The 19,458-nt window shown below is 55.5% G+C and carries 20 protein-coding genes; 8 read left to right on the forward strand and 12 right to left on the reverse strand.

Going from position 1 to position 19,458, the window contains the following annotated elements; translation table 11 throughout:
- The first annotated feature begins 269 nt into the window (after positions 1-269).
- The 8 genes from AC5DDB_RS12350 (at position 270) to AC5DDB_RS12385 (ending at position 9,800) form a co-directional block, all read left to right on the forward strand.
- Positions 270-740, forward strand: a complete 471-nt coding sequence (locus tag AC5DDB_RS12350) for a hypothetical protein (protein WP_491740040.1) — start codon at positions 270-272, stop codon at positions 738-740.
- Between the two features lie 219 nt (positions 741-959).
- Positions 960-1,460 (forward strand): hypothetical protein, encoded by a 501-nt coding sequence (locus AC5DDB_RS12355; RefSeq protein ID WP_491740041.1) that lies wholly within the window; start codon positions 960-962, stop codon positions 1,458-1,460.
- A 275-nt stretch (positions 1,461-1,735) separates the two neighbouring features.
- On the forward strand, positions 1,736-1,969 hold the full coding sequence (locus tag AC5DDB_RS12360) for a hypothetical protein (RefSeq protein WP_491740042.1): 234 nt from the start codon (positions 1,736-1,738) through the stop codon (positions 1,967-1,969).
- A gap of 943 nt (positions 1,970-2,912) precedes the next feature.
- Positions 2,913-3,437, forward strand: a complete 525-nt coding sequence (locus AC5DDB_RS12365) for a sigma-70 family RNA polymerase sigma factor (protein WP_491740043.1) — start codon at positions 2,913-2,915, stop codon at positions 3,435-3,437.
- Positions 3,434-5,011 carry a FecR domain-containing protein gene (locus tag AC5DDB_RS12370; protein WP_491740044.1) on the forward strand — a complete coding sequence of 526 codons (1,578 nt, stop codon included), beginning with the start codon at positions 3,434-3,436 and terminating at the stop codon, positions 5,009-5,011. The genes AC5DDB_RS12365 and AC5DDB_RS12370 overlap by 4 nt, the downstream gene beginning before the upstream one ends.
- Entirely contained in the window at positions 5,008-7,542 is a 2,535-nt protein-coding gene (locus AC5DDB_RS12375) for a DUF1592 domain-containing protein (protein WP_491740045.1), read from the forward strand. The genes AC5DDB_RS12370 and AC5DDB_RS12375 overlap by 4 nt, the downstream gene beginning before the upstream one ends.
- 143 nt (positions 7,543-7,685) lie before the next feature.
- Positions 7,686-8,993: a DUF1552 domain-containing protein gene (locus tag AC5DDB_RS12380; protein ID WP_491740046.1), complete on the forward strand. Its 1,308-nt coding sequence runs from the start codon at positions 7,686-7,688 to the stop codon at positions 8,991-8,993.
- 81 nt (positions 8,994-9,074) lie between these two features.
- Positions 9,075-9,800, forward strand: a complete 726-nt coding sequence (locus AC5DDB_RS12385; RefSeq protein WP_491740047.1) for a hypothetical protein — start codon at positions 9,075-9,077, stop codon at positions 9,798-9,800.
- Positions 9,801-9,871: 71 nt separating this feature from the next.
- Here the strand turns inward: AC5DDB_RS12385 and AC5DDB_RS12390 are convergent, their stop codons facing one another.
- The 12 genes from AC5DDB_RS12390 to AC5DDB_RS12445 all read right to left on the reverse strand — a co-directional run bounded on the left by AC5DDB_RS12390 (position 9,872) and on the right by AC5DDB_RS12445 (position 19,409).
- Positions 9,872-11,638 carry an amidohydrolase gene (locus AC5DDB_RS12390; RefSeq protein ID WP_491740048.1) on the reverse strand — a complete coding sequence of 589 codons (1,767 nt, stop codon included), beginning with the start codon at positions 11,636-11,638 and terminating at the stop codon, positions 9,872-9,874.
- Between the two features lie 612 nt (positions 11,639-12,250).
- Positions 12,251-12,382 carry a hypothetical protein gene (locus AC5DDB_RS12395; protein ID WP_491740049.1) on the reverse strand — a complete coding sequence of 44 codons (132 nt, stop codon included), beginning with the start codon at positions 12,380-12,382 and terminating at the stop codon, positions 12,251-12,253.
- Between the two features lie 304 nt (positions 12,383-12,686).
- On the reverse strand, positions 12,687-13,349 hold the full coding sequence (locus AC5DDB_RS12400) for a ThiF family adenylyltransferase (protein ID WP_491740050.1): 663 nt from the start codon (positions 13,347-13,349) through the stop codon (positions 12,687-12,689).
- Between the two features lie 8 nt (positions 13,350-13,357).
- Positions 13,358-14,104, reverse strand: coding sequence for a hypothetical protein (locus AC5DDB_RS12405; protein ID WP_491740051.1), 747 nt, complete (start codon positions 14,102-14,104; stop codon positions 13,358-13,360).
- Positions 13,995-14,993, reverse strand: coding sequence for a hypothetical protein (locus AC5DDB_RS12410; RefSeq protein ID WP_491740052.1), 999 nt, complete (start codon positions 14,991-14,993; stop codon positions 13,995-13,997). The genes AC5DDB_RS12405 and AC5DDB_RS12410 overlap by 110 nt, the downstream gene beginning before the upstream one ends.
- 102 nt (positions 14,994-15,095) lie before the next feature.
- Complete coding sequence (locus AC5DDB_RS12415; protein WP_491740053.1) at positions 15,096-15,317, reverse strand: MoaD/ThiS family protein; 222 nt, start codon at positions 15,315-15,317, stop codon at positions 15,096-15,098.
- A gap of 73 nt (positions 15,318-15,390) precedes the next feature.
- Complete coding sequence (locus AC5DDB_RS12420; RefSeq protein ID WP_491740054.1) at positions 15,391-15,585, reverse strand: hypothetical protein; 195 nt, start codon at positions 15,583-15,585, stop codon at positions 15,391-15,393.
- Positions 15,586-15,718: 133 nt separating this feature from the next.
- Positions 15,719-16,093: a hypothetical protein gene (locus AC5DDB_RS12425; RefSeq protein ID WP_491740055.1), complete on the reverse strand. Its 375-nt coding sequence runs from the start codon at positions 16,091-16,093 to the stop codon at positions 15,719-15,721.
- Positions 16,065-16,376 (reverse strand): hypothetical protein, encoded by a 312-nt coding sequence (locus tag AC5DDB_RS12430; protein WP_491740056.1) that lies wholly within the window; start codon positions 16,374-16,376, stop codon positions 16,065-16,067. Before AC5DDB_RS12430 ends, AC5DDB_RS12425 begins: the two co-directional genes overlap by 29 nt.
- Positions 16,377-16,381: 5 nt before the next feature.
- Positions 16,382-17,332 carry a hypothetical protein gene (locus AC5DDB_RS12435; protein ID WP_491740057.1) on the reverse strand — a complete coding sequence of 317 codons (951 nt, stop codon included), beginning with the start codon at positions 17,330-17,332 and terminating at the stop codon, positions 16,382-16,384.
- 91 nt (positions 17,333-17,423) lie between these two features.
- Positions 17,424-17,870 carry a hypothetical protein gene (locus AC5DDB_RS12440; RefSeq protein WP_491740058.1) on the reverse strand — a complete coding sequence of 149 codons (447 nt, stop codon included), beginning with the start codon at positions 17,868-17,870 and terminating at the stop codon, positions 17,424-17,426.
- Positions 17,871-17,927: 57 nt separating this feature from the next.
- On the reverse strand, positions 17,928-19,409 hold the full coding sequence (locus tag AC5DDB_RS12445; protein WP_491740059.1) for an AAA family ATPase: 1,482 nt from the start codon (positions 19,407-19,409) through the stop codon (positions 17,928-17,930).
- Positions 19,410-19,458 lie beyond the last annotated feature (49 nt).

Here is a 19,458-nt window from a genome sequence, read left to right on the forward strand (position 1 = left end):
TTTGAAAAGTGAACTTCCGATAAGATGCGAAATCCGTTTCAGGCCTCAGTTTTCCAATGCGGCGAGTTTATGGAGGCAACTTAAAATCGACCGAAAGTAAACGCAACTCGTTCACGGAGTTCAGCAAGGGCCGTGACAGCCGCCAAATGGCGTTATTGAACCCGATCCATCCGCTGTGCGTATCGGCGCTGCAATGTCTCCTTCACATGAGGATGGAAGCAACCAATTTGCTGGATCGACACTGCATTCCCTCTTTGTGGAGCTGTAACTTGAAAAACAATAAAGAACCTAACAGTCATGAAGTTAAATCCCGCGGATTGCGTGCTCTGCAGGCGGCTCAACAGGTGGCCCAGCAAATGCACAGCGAGCCCACCTCCTTGCGTGCCGACCAAAAGATTAAATCGGACGATGATCAGTTTACACACGGCGCTCCTGATTATGGAAAAGAAAGTCTCGACGAAGCGCTGAAACAATTCGGAGCGAAACCTTGGCCACCACTACTCATTCATTTGGCTGAGACGCTCCGAAATGCGAAGTGCATAGCTTTTGCAGTCCAAGTAACCGGTCATATGGCTGAGTGTTATCCCTCCCACGGTCAAGTGATGGATCTGCTGTTCATGTTCACAAGTCTATCTGTGATGACACAATTGAGCAGTGGTGGGGGTTGGAAGCCCAACCGTATAGTGACGAGCTTCGTCAGAAAATTGCGAACGAAATTGATTTCCTCGTCGAAAAGTTGAAAACCGAAACAAACCACGGATTCGTTCTGATTTGGCGATTCGCCGGCGAAGCGGAAGTGCGACTCGATTATGCCGGCCATCGGAACAGCTACACCGCCGTGAAGTCTCTTTCCTTGGACATCGAACGCGGTCTCGAGGCTTGTACGGAATACATAATTTATGAACATGCGGCAGGATGCCTTCACCACGGCAACTTCACCTAAACTAGGGAGCGACAAAATGAGCAACAGCCAAGAACGAAACCGTCAACGATCCGAGGGTGGTAGTGCGACATTGGGATTTGCTGCGAGACATCTAGATCTCCCCCCTTACCACCCAATCGTAAGGCATCTAGTCTACTTGCTGCGCGATGCGGACACAATCGCCTACACGTTGATTGTGAACGACAAGTGGGATTTAGAATATCACCCATCCTACGGTCGGGTGATTGATCTATTGCTCGACGCAAATCTCATATTTCATGATCGCAGATTGACTGATCCGGAAATACAAATCGCAGGTCAAATTGAAGCTGCAGTTTCACGGATTCAATCGGAAACGGATGAGAGTTTTGCATTGATTTGGGCATTCCCCGAAGATCGAGTGCCTCGCTTCGACTATGCACGTTATCGCGACCGTCGAAATGCTGTATCCGCACTTGCCGCGGCTGTCCAATTCGCCGTGAACGATTGCATCGCGGACTGGATACACGCATACGCCGACACCCCGCCCGGAGTCTGATTGTCCACAGCTTCGTGATGGTGTGAGGATTGTATTCAGATCACTATGGCAATCCTCGCCACAAGAGTGGCGAGGATTGCTCAGACCAGTTTGTCAACCAACTAGAAAAGCGTCAGATGCACCCAAGCCGTCGCTTCCCAGCGGAAATCCAGAGCCTCTATCGGACTATTGCATGCATTACGAAGATGCTGGACTCCGTCGTTCGGCGGCATCTGGCCAATTCCACTTCGGACGTGGGCATCGTCAACGCTCCCGTTACGGAGGTAGGAACTCCCATGGAAGTATCGGACTATCAGAAAATGAAAGCCCTCATCGATCCGGTTTGGAGTGGAGATCGCTCAGCCGAAGGTGAGTTGTGCGAATTCTTCGCCCAGCACCCGGACCTTTACAGTGTGGTTGGCAATTTCACCGACCACTTGGAGGAACTTTTACTCCAGGTGGTGATGCGTGAGTCGGTGGCGGGCTGCGTGGCCACCCAAATTGGACTTGAGCAATGGCGGATCATCTGAATCGCGAAGAAGCTTCTCCGTTGGAAATGCTGACTGACCAAGTCGTATGCCCCTATGTACACGTCAGTGTTATCCGCTTCGCATCGACGAATGCTCGGGACACACGAATCAGGAGTGGGTTTACACCGTATTCCACGGCCCTATGCTACCAGGATGAAAATCCGTTAGACAATCCGATTGAGAAATCGAGGGATACTATTGCATCGCTAGCAGCCCTATTGCAGACTCTGTCATCCGTTCTCGCCTCCAACTCCCCCCACAAGTTGGAGTGCGAAATTGGCAACGCAATTGAGCTTGTTCGTCCTCACTTCTGGGGTCCGATTCGCGGAGAAAGCCGGCTGGCTGACCTGCCCCAAAGAACCGTCATGGGGATTCAAAATGCCAGCCTGGCGCCATCAGTTCGACGACACCATTCACCCACATGAGCTGCGGTCGGTCGTTTTCCCCGCTGCAAGTTGCGCCGGAGCTGTAGCCTCCGAGGACGATGCATCCGCCGCGAGTTTGAAAAATCGCGAAATGCAGTCGGTGAGTCCACCTCTGCACTTTGAAACAATCTGTCGTAACTTGATTTCCGGCAGGAGCAGTCAAGGGCTCACACACATCAACGAATTCTCATGGCTAAATTGTGCTCATGACAACGAATTAACCACCAATCTCTCCCCCTCCATTCACTTCGGGGGAAAAGTCCATTTCGTGTGATCGTTCGGTTACATTGATGGAGATGTCTCTCATCAACCAGTTATGATCCCAAGAGCGCGCGGTATCCACATCCGAATAAGTGGAACTTGGCGGTCAAGAATTGGCTCAAACGATTTGGACGCGGGGCAGGAAGCGTCGCACTGCGGGGGCAACGGTCATCTTCACTTTCAGTTTTTTTCGGCAGATTCAATGACCTCGTGCATATGCCTTGTGAAGCCAATCCTTTTATATCAATTGATGCCAAATGACCGATTCCGAACACGACGACTTCACTGCACTTTACGTCGCAAATGAACAGGCGATCTATGGGTTTGTGTACTCATTGCTGCACAGTCGGACGGATGCGGATGACGTGATTCAGGAGACGATGACGCAGCTCTGGGAGCATTTCGGCGAGTACGATCCGTCACGGCCGTTTCTTCCATGGGCCAATCGTTTTGCGTATCGACAGGTGCTGATGCACCGGCGACGCGAGAGCGTGCGGCGAATCTATCTGAGTGAGGACGTGATTCGATCGTTGGCTCAGGACTATCCCGAAACCGCCGAATCGGAAGAGTTGCGGCGACGAGCACTGAAAACGTGCCTGCAAAAACTGACGGATCGGCAACGCGAGTTGTTGAAATGTCGTTATGAGGGCGAGGAACCGCTCGTCGAGTTGGCTGTTCGTAAGGGACGAACTGTCAATTCGCTTTACAAATCGCTACAGAGAATTCGCCAAATCCTTGTGGGCTGCGTCGAGCGACAATTGGCGACGGAGGCGGATGGATGAGTCAGGCTTTGGACAAAAATCGGTTGATCGCGCTTGTCGGCCAGCTTTGCGATCAGGATATCGACGAAGCGGATCTCGCCGAGCTGGAAGCCATGCTCAGGGAGAGCAAGCAAGCGCGGGATCTTTACCACTTGATAGTTGCGCTGAATCGCGATCTTGAGTTGTGTGAAATCGCTGGCGAGGGAAGCACGGAATCGCCCAATACTAGCAAAAGCGAATCGACAATTTGCCCGACTCGCAAGCGTGCGACGGTCACGGCACTCTCCCTGGCCCTTGCCGCCAGCATCCTCTTGGTGGTTTCGCTTGTTGGCTTCTACCTATTTCGCAGTGGGACCAACACGATCCCACCCACGAAGATTGCCATTGTAACGGACTTGATCGGCGTCGAGTGGGCTGAAGGGCAAACCCAATTCCAGTTGGGTGAGGAAATCTCGGCAAAGCGATTGAACTTTGTGACGGGAACGGTGTTTCTGACCTACAAACAGGGTGTCGTCGTTGCCATTGAAGGTCCTGCGGATCTTGAACTGGTGGCCCAAGACCACGCCATCCTGCACGAAGGCCAGTTGGTGGCGTATGTGCCGGAGGGAGCAGAAGGTTTTCGGGTCTCGACTGATGCCGCCAATGTGGTTGATCTTGGAACAGAGTTCGGTGTTACGGCTCGTCACGATGGGAGTTCGGATGTGATTGTGTTTGATGGCGAAGTGGAACTGACTCCGAAAAATGCCTCGCAAGCCGATCTAAGACGCGTTGTCGCCGGACTGGCCTATCGCGTTGAACGCGACGGAACAACTCGTCAAGAAGAATTTCGACAGTCCGGTTTTGAGGAGTCGCGATCGATCCTTCGCGGGCGGAAAATTATTCGCGAACCGTTTCGCAAGGATGAATTGTTTCCAGGAAAAGCAAGAAATGGTTGGGCAGGACCGTGGGAGTTCGATGTTGACAATTTCACAGTGGATGGTAACGAGACAGGCATCTACTCAGACAACCCGCTTGGCTCCGGGTCAAAGAACTACCTCACGATTGCGGGGCACAGTGGAGGCAATGGCAAACCGGGGAGTGTGCGGCTTTTCCGTCCGTTTGATTCGTTTGGTCGATTCGATGCAACGCAGCCTTACACGGTGGAGTTTCTGTTTCGACTGGAAAGCGACCCGACGGCGATTGAGCAGATTCACGTCTTTGGGGTTCAGGTTCCGGTCGATGTGGAAAACCGTCGTAGCGACTGGAGGACGGGTACCGCCCTCCGAAAGGAAAACGATGACCTGCGTTGGCAACTCTACCGACCGCAGGCGACCACCACGGACACGCTGGCCTTAGTACAAGGCCAAACATACCGTTTCTTGATTGAGGTCCATCCTCAACATCTTCGCTGGCGAGCATCAATTTCCGATGGTTCACATGCCATTTGGAACACCATCAAAGATGGCGAACCTCTTCGGCTTCGTACAGGTGAGCCGACCAATCACAATGTTCTTGGATGGGAAATTCGCACCGCGTCCGGCCAGGAACTTCGCTACTCGTTGGACGCAATTTTCATACAAAACAATCCGACTGCCGCGCTGGAGGCAAAACCTTGAAAGATCGAACGACTCTATTGATTTGCGTTCTTGGCCTTGTTTTCGGGCTTCCTCCGCAGACCTTTGCTGAAGGGAATGTGCGGGGGACGCTCCCAGATTATGCCAAACGCGTGAAGCCATTTTTTCAGAAGTACTGTTTCGGGTGTCATGCTTCCGACACTGCCAAAGGGGGAATGCGATTGGATCAGCTTTCCCCGATTGTGGCCGACGAGCATTCGGCAGAAGCTTGGCAGGAGGTGCTTGACGTGCTCAACGGTGCGGAAATGCCGCCCGAAGATGCCAAGCAGCCGGGACGTGACGAGCTTGCGGAAGTCATTGGGCACTTGACGGACGGACTTTTCGACGCACGGAAGCGATTGGTCGATAAGCGGGAAGTCACCATTCGGCGATTGAACCAACGCGAGTACGCCAATACCATCCGGGATTTGCTGGGCGTGCCTGTTGATACAAAGGACTTTCCCGACGACGGGACGGTCGATGGATTTGACACGGTTGGCGAAGCCCATTTCATGTCGGTCACGCAGTTTGAGAGTTACCTGGAACTTGGTCGCCAAACACTTGATCGTGCATTGGTTGCCGGTCGGATGCCGGAGCGGAGTGTTTCCCGAATTGACCCGGAACGGGATCGGAACAAAAAGGCCAAAGGAGACCCAATCGGCGAGGCCTATCTTGCACAACCGGCGTCGCAAACCGGTTTTATTCTGGACCTGACGCAGAAGCCGTTCGGCGGTCAGAGGCATGACAAGGCCTGGGTGGCATTGCCGCGAGCCGATCAAGCGGGGATTGAACCGAACGGCCTAGCAGCGGCGACAATTGGTCGTCCAATCGGCCGTTATGTGGCCCGCTTTCGCGTCGGCCTGACGTGCCCACCGGAACCAGGCCGCCGGCTGTATGTGGAACTGGTGCGAACCGACGCCTTTACGCAGCAGGTTACCTACACCTATCCGTTGGGGACTTTCGAAGTCACCAGCACGATGGATGAACCGCAGATATTTGAAATTCCTTTTGAGAACCTTGGGGAGACACGCGACCTGATCGCGGTGCAGGTGAGTGAACTGAATGCTGCGAAGCGGGGCGACCGGAAAAAGACGAGCAGGCGGGACAAGAAGGATCTTGTTCCTGATTCCAGTCGCATTGCGCATGTCTGGCTCGATTGGCTCGAAGTCGAGGGACCGTTCATCGACCAGTGGCCGCCGGCTGCCTGGAGACAGACGTTCTTCAAGGGACTCCCTGGTGAGTCGACCGATGAATCGGCATACGCCCGCGAAATTATCGAGCGATTCGCCTACCGCGCGTTCCGGCATCGTGAGCCAAGCAAAGTCTACGTCGACAAGCTGCACGCCATTTACGCGGGTCATCGCAAGGATGGGGCCTCGTTTGTCGAGTCGGTCAAGGAATCGCTCGCTGTCGTGCTGGCCTCGCCAAGTTTCGCGTACATGGTTGAGCGGCCAGCGGCCGGGAAAAGTTCACAGCTGAGCGACTTGGAACTGGCTTCGCGGTTGTCGTATTTCCTCTGGAGTCATCCGCCCGACGCGACACTTTATCAACTCGCCGAGCAGGGGCGACTCTCCGCCCCGTCCGTGCTCCGACAACAGGTCGATCGCATGCTCGACGATCCCAAGTCGAACGACTTTTTCGATGCCTTTACTTCACAATGGCTGAATTTGCCTTGGCTCGACATGATCGTTGTGGATACGAATCTTTATCCGGATTTTAACGAGAATTTGCGATCTTGCTTCCGCGAAGAGACCGTGCAATTTGTCCGGCACCTGATTTTGAACAATCTCAGCGTTACGAACTTGATCGACTCCGACTTTGTTGTGATCAACAGAAAGTTGTCCGAGTTCTACGGGATCAACACGCGCTTAGGAAATGGGACCGAGGCCGTCAAGCTGCCGGCGGACTCGCCGCGCGGCGGGTTGTTGGGGCAGGCGTCCGTCCTGACAATGACGGGGACAGGTGACCGAACCTCGCCGGTCTTGCGCGGCGTGTTTGTCTACTCTCGGCTTCTTGGGAAGCAAATTCCGCCTCCGCCACCAAACGTGCCTCAGCTGGAAATTGATAACGAAAAGAATTTGACTGTTCGCCAAACTCTCAACGCGCACATCGAGAAGGCCCAGTGTGCGTCGTGCCACCGCCGTATGGACCCCCTTGGATTTGGTCTGGAACACTTCGACGCGATTGGGCAGTGGCGAGACCGCGAACGCCCGTTGGTAACCGGAGGACGGCGTCGAAGCAAGAAGGCTAAGTCAGCCAATGACGGTTTGACAATCGATGCCACGGGCCTGATGCCTGACGGCAAGCGGGCGTTTGACGGGCACGAACAGATGAAGTCGCTGATTTTGGAGGATACGGACAGTGTGGCCACAGGCTTGGCGACATCCATGCTGACCTATGCACTCGGTCGGCGAGTCGGCTTTGCGGACGGCGACTTTGTCGAACGATTTCAAACGGATTGGAAAAAAAATGGGTACCGCATGCGAGCCCTAATCCATGCCATCGTCCAAAGTGAGGAGTTCCAATCAAAATAGATATCGTTTAAGGAGTGAATTCGCAGGTCAGCTTTGTCGACTGTTCGCTCAGAATGCCGTTCTGTGTCACGGACATCGCACGGAATTCACGACCGCTGGTAAATTTCAACGAACCCTGAACAAGTTACTCAAGGAGATTCTCCATGAAGTCTACGATGAATCGACGAACGGTTTTGCGCGGTGCAGGCGCGGCCTTATTTCTCCCCCTGCTGGGATCGATGTCGCGTGCGGGAGGGTTGGCGGCTTCAGGTAAACCGCCGGTCCGCCTCATCTTTCTCAACTTCGGCTTTGGGCCCTCGTTGGAATGGTACCCGGACACGGCTCAGGCCGGACGAAACTTTACATTGCCCGTTGCCATGCGACCGCTGGCCCGCCACCGCGAATCGTTCTCGGTCTTGAGTAACCTGACCAACATCCAGTCGACAGGCACCGGGTCGCACTGGGGCAGCACGACATTCCTGACGGGTGTGGACGTGCGTCGCACGCCCGGGCGTGAGTTTCACAACGCCATCTCGTGTGACCAGGTTGCCGCGCAGTTCATTGGACAGGATGTCCGCTTCCCTTCGCTCTCGCTAACCGGCGCATCGGGTGATGTGGCGGGGGCGGGGCCCGGGGCGTCGCTGGCCTGGGACACCCAGGGCAATCCAATCCAGGGGATATCGAATCATGTGGCCTTGTTCAGCAAGTTGTTCGGCGATGGCGGGTTGACGATCGAACAACGCCGGCACTTGATCGACCAAAACCGTAGCGTGCTGGATGCCGTTGCCACCGATGCCAAATCAGTCATGGGTCAGGTCAGCACGAATGATCAACGGAAGGTCAACGAGTATTTTGATCTTATCCGCGACATCGAGTTGAACTTGAAGCGAGACGAGGATTGGTTGGAACGTCCCAAGCCTGCCGCCCCCTTCAAGGAGCCATCAGAATCTCCCAAAGGGACGAAAGGCATCGAGTTGATGTTCGACTTGATGGTGGCCGCATTGCAAACAGACTCAACGCGAGTGATTACCTATCGCATGCCGACCGACAGTCTCCTCCAGGAATTTGGAGCAGAGTCCGGGAACAAGACGACGGGAGCCCACCGAATGACACACTCGGGCAAGGGAACGGTCGGTTACGAGCAATTGATTTGGCGCGACCACAAGCTTTGTGAACTGTTCGCGACATTTCTGGACAAACTGAAAGCCACTCTCGAACCCGACGGAAGCACCCTGCTGGACAACTCACTGATTGTGATGGGCAGCAGCTTGCGGTACGGGCATAAGCGTGAGAACTTGCCGATCCTGTTTGCCGGTGGCGGAGGGAGCGGTGTCCGCCAGGGCCAACACGTTGTTTACGAGGAGAACAAGTCCACCCTCTGCAACCTTTGGTTCAGCATGCTGAAGCACACCGGTTGCCCAGTCGACCACTTCTCAGATGGGGATCATGTCCTCAGTGAGATTTTCTCATAAGAAGACGGGCGATATTCGGTCCGCTGTCACTCAGCGAGGGACCAGTCTTGTTACGCAACGGTTTTGCATAGGACACCGCAAATGAAACGCATGATATCAATCACCGTGACGGCCGTCGCCCTCTCTAGCTCATTCGTGATAGGAGACGATAGGGGCCAGGCGATCCCGGGGCTGTCCGCTGGAACGAAGCCTCAGCTGATTTACAGCGATGCTTTCGAGCGTGAGCACCTCGCGGATCCGATGAAGTTCGCCGGGGCGTGGAGACCGGTCGCTAAAAAGGTCAAGAATGGCAACACAATCAAACTGAAGGACGGACGCCTCATCGTCATACACAACCCGGATGTCAAACATCCGCTTGGTCTGTTCTATAGTCTTCACAAGAAGGATTATTTGAAGGACATGGCGGTCTATGCACGATTTCGATTGACAAAAGTGGACGATTCGTTGGACATCGGCTTGACCGGCGAGAATTTCACTGAAGGCCATTCCCGAATCTGCGGTTTGAAAGTGACGCACACGGGATTTGATGTGACGGATACAACCGGCAAAGGCAAACACGAGTCCCGTTCGGTGAAGACCCCGATCGAGATGAATACCTGGCATACGGTGTTCCTGGTCATTCAGGGAACCAAAGCCAGCGTTCACATCGATGAGATGCCCCCGATGACTTTGGAATCCAAGGGCCTGAGCTGCGAAAAGCGAACGTTGAAACTGGGAACAAAGACCGGGTTTGAAGTTGATGAACTCAAGTTGTGGTCGTTGGCTGGACAGTCGCAATCCCCACCGTCTCGGACGAAAATCGAGTGACGGATCAGAACTGCCAGGTATTTCATTTGTTGCTCCTTGAAGTGTAGGGAAAACATAAGGTCACCCAGAAATCAGGCCGCGTAGGTCTGCTTGCCATCCATCCAGGTTTCCAACACCTTGATATCCTTGATCGTGTCCGGGTGGACTTGGCGCGGGTCCTTGTCGAGAATCACCAGGTCGGCAAACTTGCCCGTTTCGAGACTGCCGATTTCATGCTCGGAGCTGAGCTGCCAGGCCGCCTCTGAAGTTAGAGCGCGGATGGCTGATTCGACCGAGACCCGTTCGTCGGGGGCCAGCACATAATCGGGTTCCTTCCAGGTTTTGCGGGTCACCGTCATTTCGATCATGTGCAGCGGGTCGGGATCGGTGACGAAGAAATCGGAATGGACCGAATAGCGAATGCCCGCCTTCTCGCAACTGCGCACCCGGTCCAGCAGTTTCGCCTTGGCCTCGCCAAAGATGACATCGCGCATGGCCACCCCCCAATAGTGGACGTGCCCGATCAGGAAGCTGGGCGAGACGCCAAGGTCCTTCATCCGCGCAATCTGATCGTCGTGTAAAATTGAGCAGTGTTCGATGCGCGGTCGCAGTGCCGCGACATCGAGCCCTTCCTTGCTGGCTGTCGTCAATGCGTCGAGAATGTTGTCGATCGCCTTATCGCCATTTCCGTGGATTGCAAGCGGCCAGCCCTGACCGCCCCGTTTCATGATGAGGCGTTTGAGTTCTTCCGGGGAGTTGTAGGCGAGTCCCGTGCTAGTGGAATTGAGATAGGGCTCGCGCTGGAGTCCCGTAAAGCCCTGGTTGGATCCGTCGGCGATCAGCTTATAGCCTGCGATCCGAACCATCGCGTTGCCGTCGCCGGGTTTCACGCCCGCCGCATCCCACGCTTCATCGACAGTGTAGAACGGATAAACTCGCATCCGCGCGCGTAAGGCTCCGCTGGCGTCTGCTTGTTGGAAGGCCTGCCAGTCCTTGGCGGCATAGAGGCCTCCCATGCCCAAATCACTCAGCGTGGTGAGCCCCTTTTTGGCAAACTCACTTGAGAGCTGAATGAGCGATTTGACGGGGTCGGCATTGCCCAGGGCCGGGTAGTGCTGAAGCACTTTCAAGAACGCAACGTTGTTCTTCATGATGCCGGTCAGTTTTCCGTCCTCATCGCGGACGAACTCCGCTCCCGCCGGGTTCTCCACCGTTTCATCGATCCCGGCGACCTTGAAAGCGGCGCGGTTGGCATAGGCCAGATGTCCGGACGAGTTCAGGACGAAGATCGGGTGCCGGGTGGATACGGCATCAAGTTCCTTGAAAGTCAGCGCCTCGGGGCCGTCCTGCAGGGAAGGATCGAAGTTGCGGGCGACGATCCATTCACCAGCCATTCGCTTGGTAGCAAGCGAACGCAGATGTCCCAACACAGCGGAGGTCTTATCGAACTTCGCCACGCCGACATATTCCATCAGGCTGGCGATCAGTGATCCGGACATCATGTGGGTGTGCGGGTCGATAAAACCAGGCAGCATGACGCGGCCTTTCAGATCGATGACTTGAGCACCTCTGCCTGCGGCTTTGCGGACGTCAGCGTCACGGCCAACCGCGATGATCTTGTTGCCGCGGATGGCAATGGCCTGGGCGATGGAGAACTTCTTATCGACCGTCAGAATTGTTCCGCCGCGGAATACCCGTGTCCCACTCTCCTGGGCATGTGCCGACCTGGTCGCAAGGCCAAGCGAAAGTGACGCTCCAACGATCGCCGATACGCCAAGGTTGAAATCTCGCCGATTGATTTCACGCGCCTCATTCGCATGGCAGCCCTCATCGCCGCATTGACACGTTGCGGCGGCCATTTTCGACTCCAAATCTGTGCCTTTGAAAAGATCGGATACTAGGGGGCTGCAGCACAGGCAGCTGTAGGCATCATGAATCACGGAGGTGTGCTCCCGGAAAGTGGATACGGGCGAACTACCCTATGCACTGGTTTCGCAGAACGCAGTGGCAGTGGCTGGCATTGGAGATCTCTCCCTATTGTTTCATGTTAATGGTCGCGGGTTTCCTCGCCAACCATCGGCGATTCGATTGCGATCATCTCCCGCCGTGAACGGACCAGCGGCTACGAGCCTCCAGTCGGTCAACATGCATAGGTGTCTTAACCTCCGCGAGTTCGTCACGAGTTTAACTCGCTGAAGATGGACAAACCGCCGCGTTTTCAATTCGACGCTAATTCGCAGAGGTGGTAACGACCTCTGCAGCAGTGTAGTCATGTTGATGAAAGCAAGTTTCTGGTTAGAGAGGTGGTGTATTTCCCAACGCCGGGGACACAAAATTCGACGAGCTTGACTTTATATCTGCCCGACAGGGGGTGACGGACCCGGATCCACTTTCTAAATGATAAAGAAAATCCCCCGCCGCCCGGCCACACGGGGCCGGGCGAACGGAGGACCCAAAGCAGGAGGGACGATCTATCTGCGACCGCGACGCCATCGTCGGGGAATGTGATCATGGCCTCGCGGATTCGGTGAATTCTGCAGGCCCGCTTGGTAGCCGGCATATCCGGCCGCTGCAAACAGAGTAATTCCCAAAAGCAGTTCCATTGAACATCTCCTTTCAGGGGATGGGTTGTCCGTTGAAATCTTTGTCTGAAGTGCTCATCCACACCGAGGACGTCGGCGGGATTGACAGTTTTTTGGGGACGCGTGCCGGTTGGACTTGCGATCAAGCATCGAAGGCATGAAGCCATAGAGGGTCATCGCACTGAGAGCCCAGATCACAATCGCTCCCGGTCCGATGAAGGGCAAGACAATCAGGCACGCCACGCCTAGCCAGCTCACAGAATGGTGAATGGCTTGGCGATAGATTGAACTCAAAAGTTTCTCCTTCCGTTTGGATTGCGGAAGTTCAGCTCACGATCAACTCGCTGGCCAACAGATTGAGCGCCAAATCGCGATCCAGCGGCAATCCGCGCAGCCAACGAGCGAATTGATGAACCATCAAGGCCGCACAAAGATTGGCCGTGTAGATCGTGCTCCGCGCGGTGCAGCGGCCCGGTACCGCTGCCGCGGCGGGAAACAGCGTCGTGCCGTAATGTTGCCGATCTTGCTCGGATGAGGCGGTAAGAACCCGGATGGTCTCCGCGAGCATCCTGCCGTCCGCCCAGAAACGGCAGGTCCTCCCGACGTATCGCCAAATGGCTTCGCGGGCGGCGATTTTGTCAACACAGCAGAACACGATCTCGCCCGACTGATAGCGGGGGCGAAAACGATCCAAAACGGGCGTGACAACAATGTCGGGGTCGATCCGACCGATGGCCTGCTGCGTGGCCAGGACCTTCGGCAGGCCGAGATCATCGTACTCGTAGCCCTGGGTCGTAATGTTAGTCGGCTCGACATGGTCGAAGTCAAAAATCTGAAGCTGGCGAACGCCGATCGCCGCAAGCTGGAGGGCGAGTTGCCGGCCCACCGCTCCCACGCCAATCACGGTCGCCGTCAGTGTTTGAAGTTTCTCCTGCGGCACCAATTCGGCTTGGCGGTAGAATCGATCCGTCAAATTTGTATTCGTCATCGTGAATTTCAGTCCTCCCAATATTGGATTTCCTGAGACGGGAAAAGCTCCCAATCCTCGATCAGTTCCAGATAGTCCTCCAACAAGGCCAGTTCCTCCGTGTTTGAGCGCTGCTTTCCGGGAGACTTTTGCGGGGCAACGGGCATCACGCAGGCGTCGTATTCCGCCTCCCAAGCTTCCTGGTCGGTTCCGGCAAACGGCACATCCCAGGCGATCTCCACCGGGACCCGAAGCTCCGCCCTCGAACCGCAGCCGAATCGCAAACGGGCGTACGTTTCTCCGCCGCGAGCCAGAATGAACATCAAAGCCCAGTTTGCATCACCGAACGCCCTTGCGAAGGTCTCCTCATCCGTGCTGCTGGGTGCTGCGCTGTCACCCGGATGTGTATGAATCCAACAACGGCTGAATTGTTCCAACGGTCGCCCGAGGTCGACTTGCTCATCGAAGAAATCCGCGACGGCATCATCGTCGAACTTGACCGAAGCGAAGGTCGAAGACTGCTTGATCAACTGAAAATCTTCGATCAGAAACAGATCGTCATCCGAGCTGATGCCAAACCCGCCGACCTCCGTGTCACCGATGTCGCGTAAATAAAGCAGCTTGCTCCAGGCGTAGGGTGTGAATCGCAACGTCGGCACGGCGGAATCATCCGAGCGACGAAACCACCGGCGAGGGGTGTTCCACACTGACGGAATGTCCCCCGCATCCGCCAAGTGGCGTTTCGGTTTGTTGTTCGGATTGGACTTCTTCGTCACGCGTTTCTTGTTGGCAGGCATTGCAAATTCCTTCATCAAGGCATCGGTCGCAGAAATTCTCCTCGCACCGATGGCAGCGTTCGACGAGATCGGGGCAAAAGTCTTGATCGCAGTCGGAACAGGTTTCAGCACATTCACAACACAACGGATCGCAGGTCCGAGAACAACTCGTTCGTTCATCATCGTTGACGTATTCGCCGCAGGCGGTGCAGGAGATCCCCTGCCATTCGTCTAACGCGACATACGCCGAGCCGCCGTTGTAGGTCTGGAGGACTTGATCCACGATCTGGAAGAAATCCCCCAGTCGGCCTTCAGCGAGGGCGTTGCGGATGGGCAGTGTGCCTTCGCCTTCGCAAAGGCAGTTGTCACGGACGTGGGGATGCGTCACGTCTTCATCGTTGCCGGCAGGATTGGGGTCGGTAGCGATCACCGAGTAGCTCAATCCGTTTGTGCTGTTGGCATCGAGTTCAATGCAGAACGCGCCGAGGTCAACGTCTTCCAGCGTGATCGAATCGGTGATCACCGAAATCGTTTTGCTTCGGAGATTGCAATCGGCATTGGGATACTCGCCGTAGAGCCCCAACAGCTCTTTGTAGAGTTCCCGGAGCGACGGGGACACGACTGGCTTTTGGTTCTGGTTGGTCAGCGTTTGCGTCAAACAGGCTTGGAGTTCCCGCAGGGCTTGCTCCAGCCGAGGACGGATGCGTTGGGCTGCGGCTAACCAGCCCTTGTTGATGGCTTTTTCGTGGAGCCGTCCCAGGCGTTGGCACTCCCGCCATTCGGTTTCTGGCAACAGCAGAGACACGGGTTTTCCGGCCCCGGAGAGCCGTTGGTGCAAAAGCACGGCCATGCGAATCATGTTGCGGCTTTGCTTTTTTCGTTTGGGCATTTTTCATACTTTCCACATTAGGTTTGGGAAACGAAATAACGGAGGCTGCCAGTTTTCGGCTGAGAGCCTCCGTTGTGATGAATCGTGTGTCGCCGCGGAGAACTAAGCCGCTCCTTCAATTTTGCGCGGCGTGATGGAAACGCGGTCGCCGTCTTGCAGGATGTAATCCGCGGCGACCGGCCCGCGATTGAGGCGGATCAGATAATCCTGGGGCGAAGCGTGTTTGACGGTCTGCTCGAACAAGGTTTTGATAGTCGTGCCCTCGGGAAGTTCGACCGTGTCCGCGAAGCCTGCGCCTTGATTATTGATGACAAAAATTTTCATGGTGGATTCCTTGTGAAAAGAAAACGGGTAAGTGGGTGGTGAAGTGCGACCGTGACTTGCTGCGAGGAAGCAATCAGCCAGCGATAGCCGGCCGTTTCCGCTGCGGGAAGATGTTGACGTTGCGGTTCGCTTCGAGTTCGTCCCAGTCGATGGGCGGTTCGCAATCGCGGTCGAGGTCATCCAAGGACACGAAACCCCTGCGGGAAATCTCCGTAACGGTTTCGCCGGTCGAGTGGGCCACGGCCCGGTTCAGATCACGTTGAGTCATCGCTTGCTCCTTGGGAGGAATTGAGAGAAAGCGACCGCCCACCTCACATGGGGGCGATCGCGTTGACAGAAAACGCAATCGCCCCGTCCGGTGCGGGGCGAATAGAACTTGTCAGATCCTAGGACGCCGGGAGTTACTGAGCCCTCGTCTTTCGGGTTTTCTTGGATTTCGTCGACTTGCTCGTCGAGCGTTTGCGAGTGGGTTGTTTGGTCTCGTTTGCCGAACTCTCCAGCTTTGGAATCTCGGCTTCACTGGTGTCTCCTACAAAGCCATCGAGGGCTGGGAGCATCGACGCCAACGGTTTCTCGTTGGACAAGTTCATCGCTTGCCCTCGGACTTCGTCGGCCAAATCGTCGAGGCCTTGTTCCGCATACTTGTGAGCCTTCCGCAGGAGTTCTGCTTTGAGTTCGGCATGCTGATCGAGGAACTCGGCTTCCAGATCAAGCGCGGCATCGGCAATGAGCAGAGCCTTCATTCGCTCACGAATCTTCTTGAGTACCCAAAGCACGGTTTACTCCTCTCTGAGGGGGGACTAAAAGTGATTCGGTTCCCTGAGGAACCAGCCAGTTCGTTTCTAGCCAATTACGTTCGGCTTCCAATGCAGCGGAGCGATGGGGAAAGGGTCCTAATACGATCCCACCGACTGGAGACAAATCCGCCTTCCATCGGCCTTCGATCGAGGGTTCGACATGCGAGGCCCGGCGAATCGAGAGCGATCCCAAGGCATGCAGATCCAATTCTTCGCTATAAAGACATTGCAGCGTTCCACTGGGCATGATCACAATCTGCATGGTGATCACCGGGGTTTGCGGATGATGTTTCGACGCGGACGATCCACCAATAGATCATCCAGGGCATTTTGCACTCGTCCCAGTTGCTCACCGACTTGCTCTCGGAGCCCGAGGTTTTCACGGAGTTGCTGCGGCTGGATACCACGCACGATGTCCTGGGCCTGAGACACCAACTCGTCAAGTTGCTCGTTGGAGCGAATGTTGAGACGCCGAAACCGCTGGAAAAAGTCGGCGAGATTGGTGATCGAGGTATCGCGGAAGACTTTCGGTTTTCCATCCCGTTCGCCAGTTAGCCGTTCCGAGAGATTCGCGACGAGCCGGGTGAGTTCTTCGGTGAAGGCTTGCTCGGCCATCTGCACGGCTTCGTTGAAGCGGGCCTGCATCCGTTCACATTCCTGGCGGTAGAGTTCCGGCGAAAGCTGTTGGAGGTAATGGGGCGGTTCAACGGACGGAAAGTCCCAGGACACATCGAACAACCCATTCAGTGTGACTGGATAGTCGCTCTCGTTGTAAAGATTGCCCAGGCGTTGTCGCGCTGCGGCTTTCAATTCGTCGTAGTTTTGGTCGAGTTCTTCCACGGCATCTTCGAGTTCCGTTTTGAAACTTGCCATTTGCGTGTTGACCGCGGCGATGTCGGCTTGCCGGATCAAACGCAATCCTGGTTCCGGGAACGGCAAGCTGATGCCCTTGAAATAGGAGGTCGCACGCGTCTTGATGCTAGTTACGGCACGGAACTTCGGATGGGCAACATTCAACAGCTTTTTGCCAGCACTAAGATACTCCCCCTCCGCACCAAATGATTCGGCCGCGCGGGCTTTCTGCTCGGGGGACAGAGTCTTGCGAGTTCCGAACCAAGTGAACGAGAGCCGCATCGCGGCCATTGTGCGACGCAACAGATTGGACGCAGATGTCGTTTCTTCGGTTTGAGATGCGGGTTCATCCAAGAGTGTGCTCATCAGAATTCTCCAAATCGAGACCATAAAAAAGCCGAACCGAAATCCACATGGGGTCGGCTCGGCAGAAGAAAGTGACAACACGGGTCGAACGCTATTGCGTCCAGTCACCGTTTTGCCAGGCGAGCCGGATCGGAGTGTCCCGGGCGTTGGCCGCCTTCACAAAAATCTCAATGACAAGTGGCAGCGCGGGATCGTAATTTGGAAGCGAGAACTGAACGGTCACGGCATGTTGCTGGTTGGGACTCCACCTCTCAAAGCTATGGACGTGCGATGAGCTTTCTTTTGGGATGTCCTTACCATGAATTCTAATTGTGAGTCGTCCGTTCTTCAGATCGCCTTCATGCTGATGCCACACGGTAAGCGTGAATGTTGGGTCGTCGAAAAAATGTCCTTGGATCTGTCCCGATACACGGACATCGACGGGTTTCTTCTTGGGATTCAACAGTCCCGCGAGGAAGACCAGCCCGATTACGACGAGGACCACGACCAGACAACCGCCTTCGTACTTAGCAAATTGGCTCTTGGGTTCTTCGGTCATACATTTCCCTTTCACTTGAAGATCAAGCCGCGAGATTCACCGGAAAAAAAAGCGGCTTCAGTTGTTGGAGGGATCGCGACTGACGCGTCGCCGAGATCTGCCGCTACTGACATTGTGCTGATAGATGCCCGGTCGGCTGGCATCGAGGCAGCGGCCACTGGCCCAGGTCCGCAATCGCTCGACCGATTCGGCAGCGGTCACCGCCACCGGAACGACGTTCTGAGCCGCTTGCATCAATGGCACATCCAAGAGCGCCGCCAAACGGCAGCATGCCCGGATCTCAGCGCCGGTAAACTGGTCATCCTTAGGCCGGCACTGACTCGGCTCGATCTCGAACAGATTCAGATAAATGTCCCAGATCGCGTCTTTTTCCTCGCGAGTCGGCAGATCGACGAAGAATACGCCGTCAAACCTCTCGCTCCGGCTGAACTCCGGTGGCAACTTGCTGACGTCGTTGGCCGTGCAAACAACAAACACGTCTGACGAATGGTCGTTGAGCCAACTCAGGAACGTCCCGAACATCCGTGACGATACGCCCGAGTCACTGTTGCCGTTCACACCGGCGAACGCTTTCTCAACTTCGTCAAGCATGAGCAGGCACGGAGCCATCGCGTCGATGGTTCGCAACGCGTGCCGTGTTCGCTCCTCACTCTGACCGACGAGCGAACCCATCAGACTACCAACATCCAGAATCAACACCGGTCGACCGACTTCACTGCCGAGGGCTTTGCAAAATTGTGACTTTCCGCAGCCAGGTGGCGACAACAGCATCACGCCGCGCGGCCGCTTGAGCGGATTGCTGCGGCTCGGTTGCAACAGCGCCCGTTTTGTGAACGCCTTGAGTGCTGATAATCCACCAAGGCGGCTGAAGTCATCGCCGCCGCGATAGAGTTGAAGCGTGCCACTTTTCTTGAGCATCTGGGCTTTTTGTTCCCACAGCGTCGAAGCGGTCAGTCGGCCCTCGCGAATGAGCGACAAACTGAAAGCGTTTTCGGCTTCGTAACGCGTCAGCCCCACGGCCGCGTCCAGGATCGTTTCACGTTCTTGCCCCATCGGAAACTCACCTTCTTCAGTGGCGACACCTTCCGCGATTTCCGTCAGCTGCTCACGATCGGGAAGTTCGTGCTCCAGCACAACGAACAGTTTTTCCAGTTCGACGGGTAACGAAACCACTGGCGAGAGCACCACGATGATGGTGCGGTTCTGCTTGCCGGTGACAACTTGTTGGGCGAGGGCCTGGACGACCTCCGCCGATTGCATGAACCGGTGGAAGTTCTGAAGCACCAGAATCGCCGTCCCCTCTGGCGAGGCGAGTGAGTTGATTGCCCGGATCGCCGCCAGTGGATCGCTGGCCCCGGAGTCGGTCTCGGCTCCGGGGATCTTCAAGCCTTGGTCAATGTCCCAAGTTGCCAATCGCCAATCTTCCTGGCGACAGAGTTGGGCCATGGCAACGAGCGCATCTTGATGTTCGTGGGATTCAATCCAAAGACCGGTGAAGCATGCTCGCACATACTCCGCCAGCCGATCGGTCAATGTCATCGAAGATTCCTAGATTGAAGATGCGAGAAATGGATGAGAGCCAGTCCTG

The sequence above is a fragment of the Thalassoroseus sp. genome (assembly GCF_984380535.1).

Bases quoted from the DNA above. Each gene is read 5' to 3' on its own strand.
- AC5DDB_RS12400 (WP_491740050.1), bottom strand. From the start codon at position 13,349: ATGACGAATACAAATTTGACGGATCGATTCTACCGCCAAGCCGAATTG.
- AC5DDB_RS12430 (WP_491740056.1), bottom strand. From the start codon at position 16,376: ATGCAGATTGTGATCATGCCCAGTGGAACGCTGCAATGTCTTTATAGC.
- AC5DDB_RS12415 (WP_491740053.1), bottom strand. From the start codon at position 15,317: ATGAAAATTTTTGTCATCAATAATCAAGGCGCAGGCTTCGCGGACACG.
- AC5DDB_RS12420 (WP_491740054.1), bottom strand. From the start codon at position 15,585: ATGACTCAACGTGATCTGAACCGGGCCGTGGCCCACTCGACCGGCGAA.
- AC5DDB_RS12355 (WP_491740041.1), top strand. From the start codon at position 960: ATGAGCAACAGCCAAGAACGAAACCGTCAACGATCCGAGGGTGGTAGT.
- AC5DDB_RS12440 (WP_491740058.1), bottom strand. From the start codon at position 17,870: ATGACCGAAGAACCCAAGAGCCAATTTGCTAAGTACGAAGGCGGTTGT.
- AC5DDB_RS12380 (WP_491740046.1), top strand. From the start codon at position 7,686: ATGAAGTCTACGATGAATCGACGAACGGTTTTGCGCGGTGCAGGCGCG.
- AC5DDB_RS12395 (WP_491740049.1), bottom strand. From the start codon at position 12,382: ATGGAACTGCTTTTGGGAATTACTCTGTTTGCAGCGGCCGGATATGCC.
- AC5DDB_RS12390 (WP_491740048.1), bottom strand. From the start codon at position 11,638: ATGGCCGCCGCAACGTGTCAATGCGGCGATGAGGGCTGCCATGCGAAT.
- AC5DDB_RS12365 (WP_491740043.1), top strand. From the start codon at position 2,913: ATGACCGATTCCGAACACGACGACTTCACTGCACTTTACGTCGCAAAT.
- AC5DDB_RS12445 (WP_491740059.1), bottom strand. From the start codon at position 19,409: ATGACATTGACCGATCGGCTGGCGGAGTATGTGCGAGCATGCTTCACC.
- AC5DDB_RS12410 (WP_491740052.1), bottom strand. From the start codon at position 14,993: ATGCCCAAACGAAAAAAGCAAAGCCGCAACATGATTCGCATGGCCGTG.
- AC5DDB_RS12370 (WP_491740044.1), top strand. From the start codon at position 3,434: ATGAGTCAGGCTTTGGACAAAAATCGGTTGATCGCGCTTGTCGGCCAG.
- AC5DDB_RS12435 (WP_491740057.1), bottom strand. From the start codon at position 17,332: ATGAGCACACTCTTGGATGAACCCGCATCTCAAACCGAAGAAACGACA.
- AC5DDB_RS12360 (WP_491740042.1), top strand. From the start codon at position 1,736: ATGGAAGTATCGGACTATCAGAAAATGAAAGCCCTCATCGATCCGGTT.
- AC5DDB_RS12385 (WP_491740047.1), top strand. From the start codon at position 9,075: ATGAAACGCATGATATCAATCACCGTGACGGCCGTCGCCCTCTCTAGC.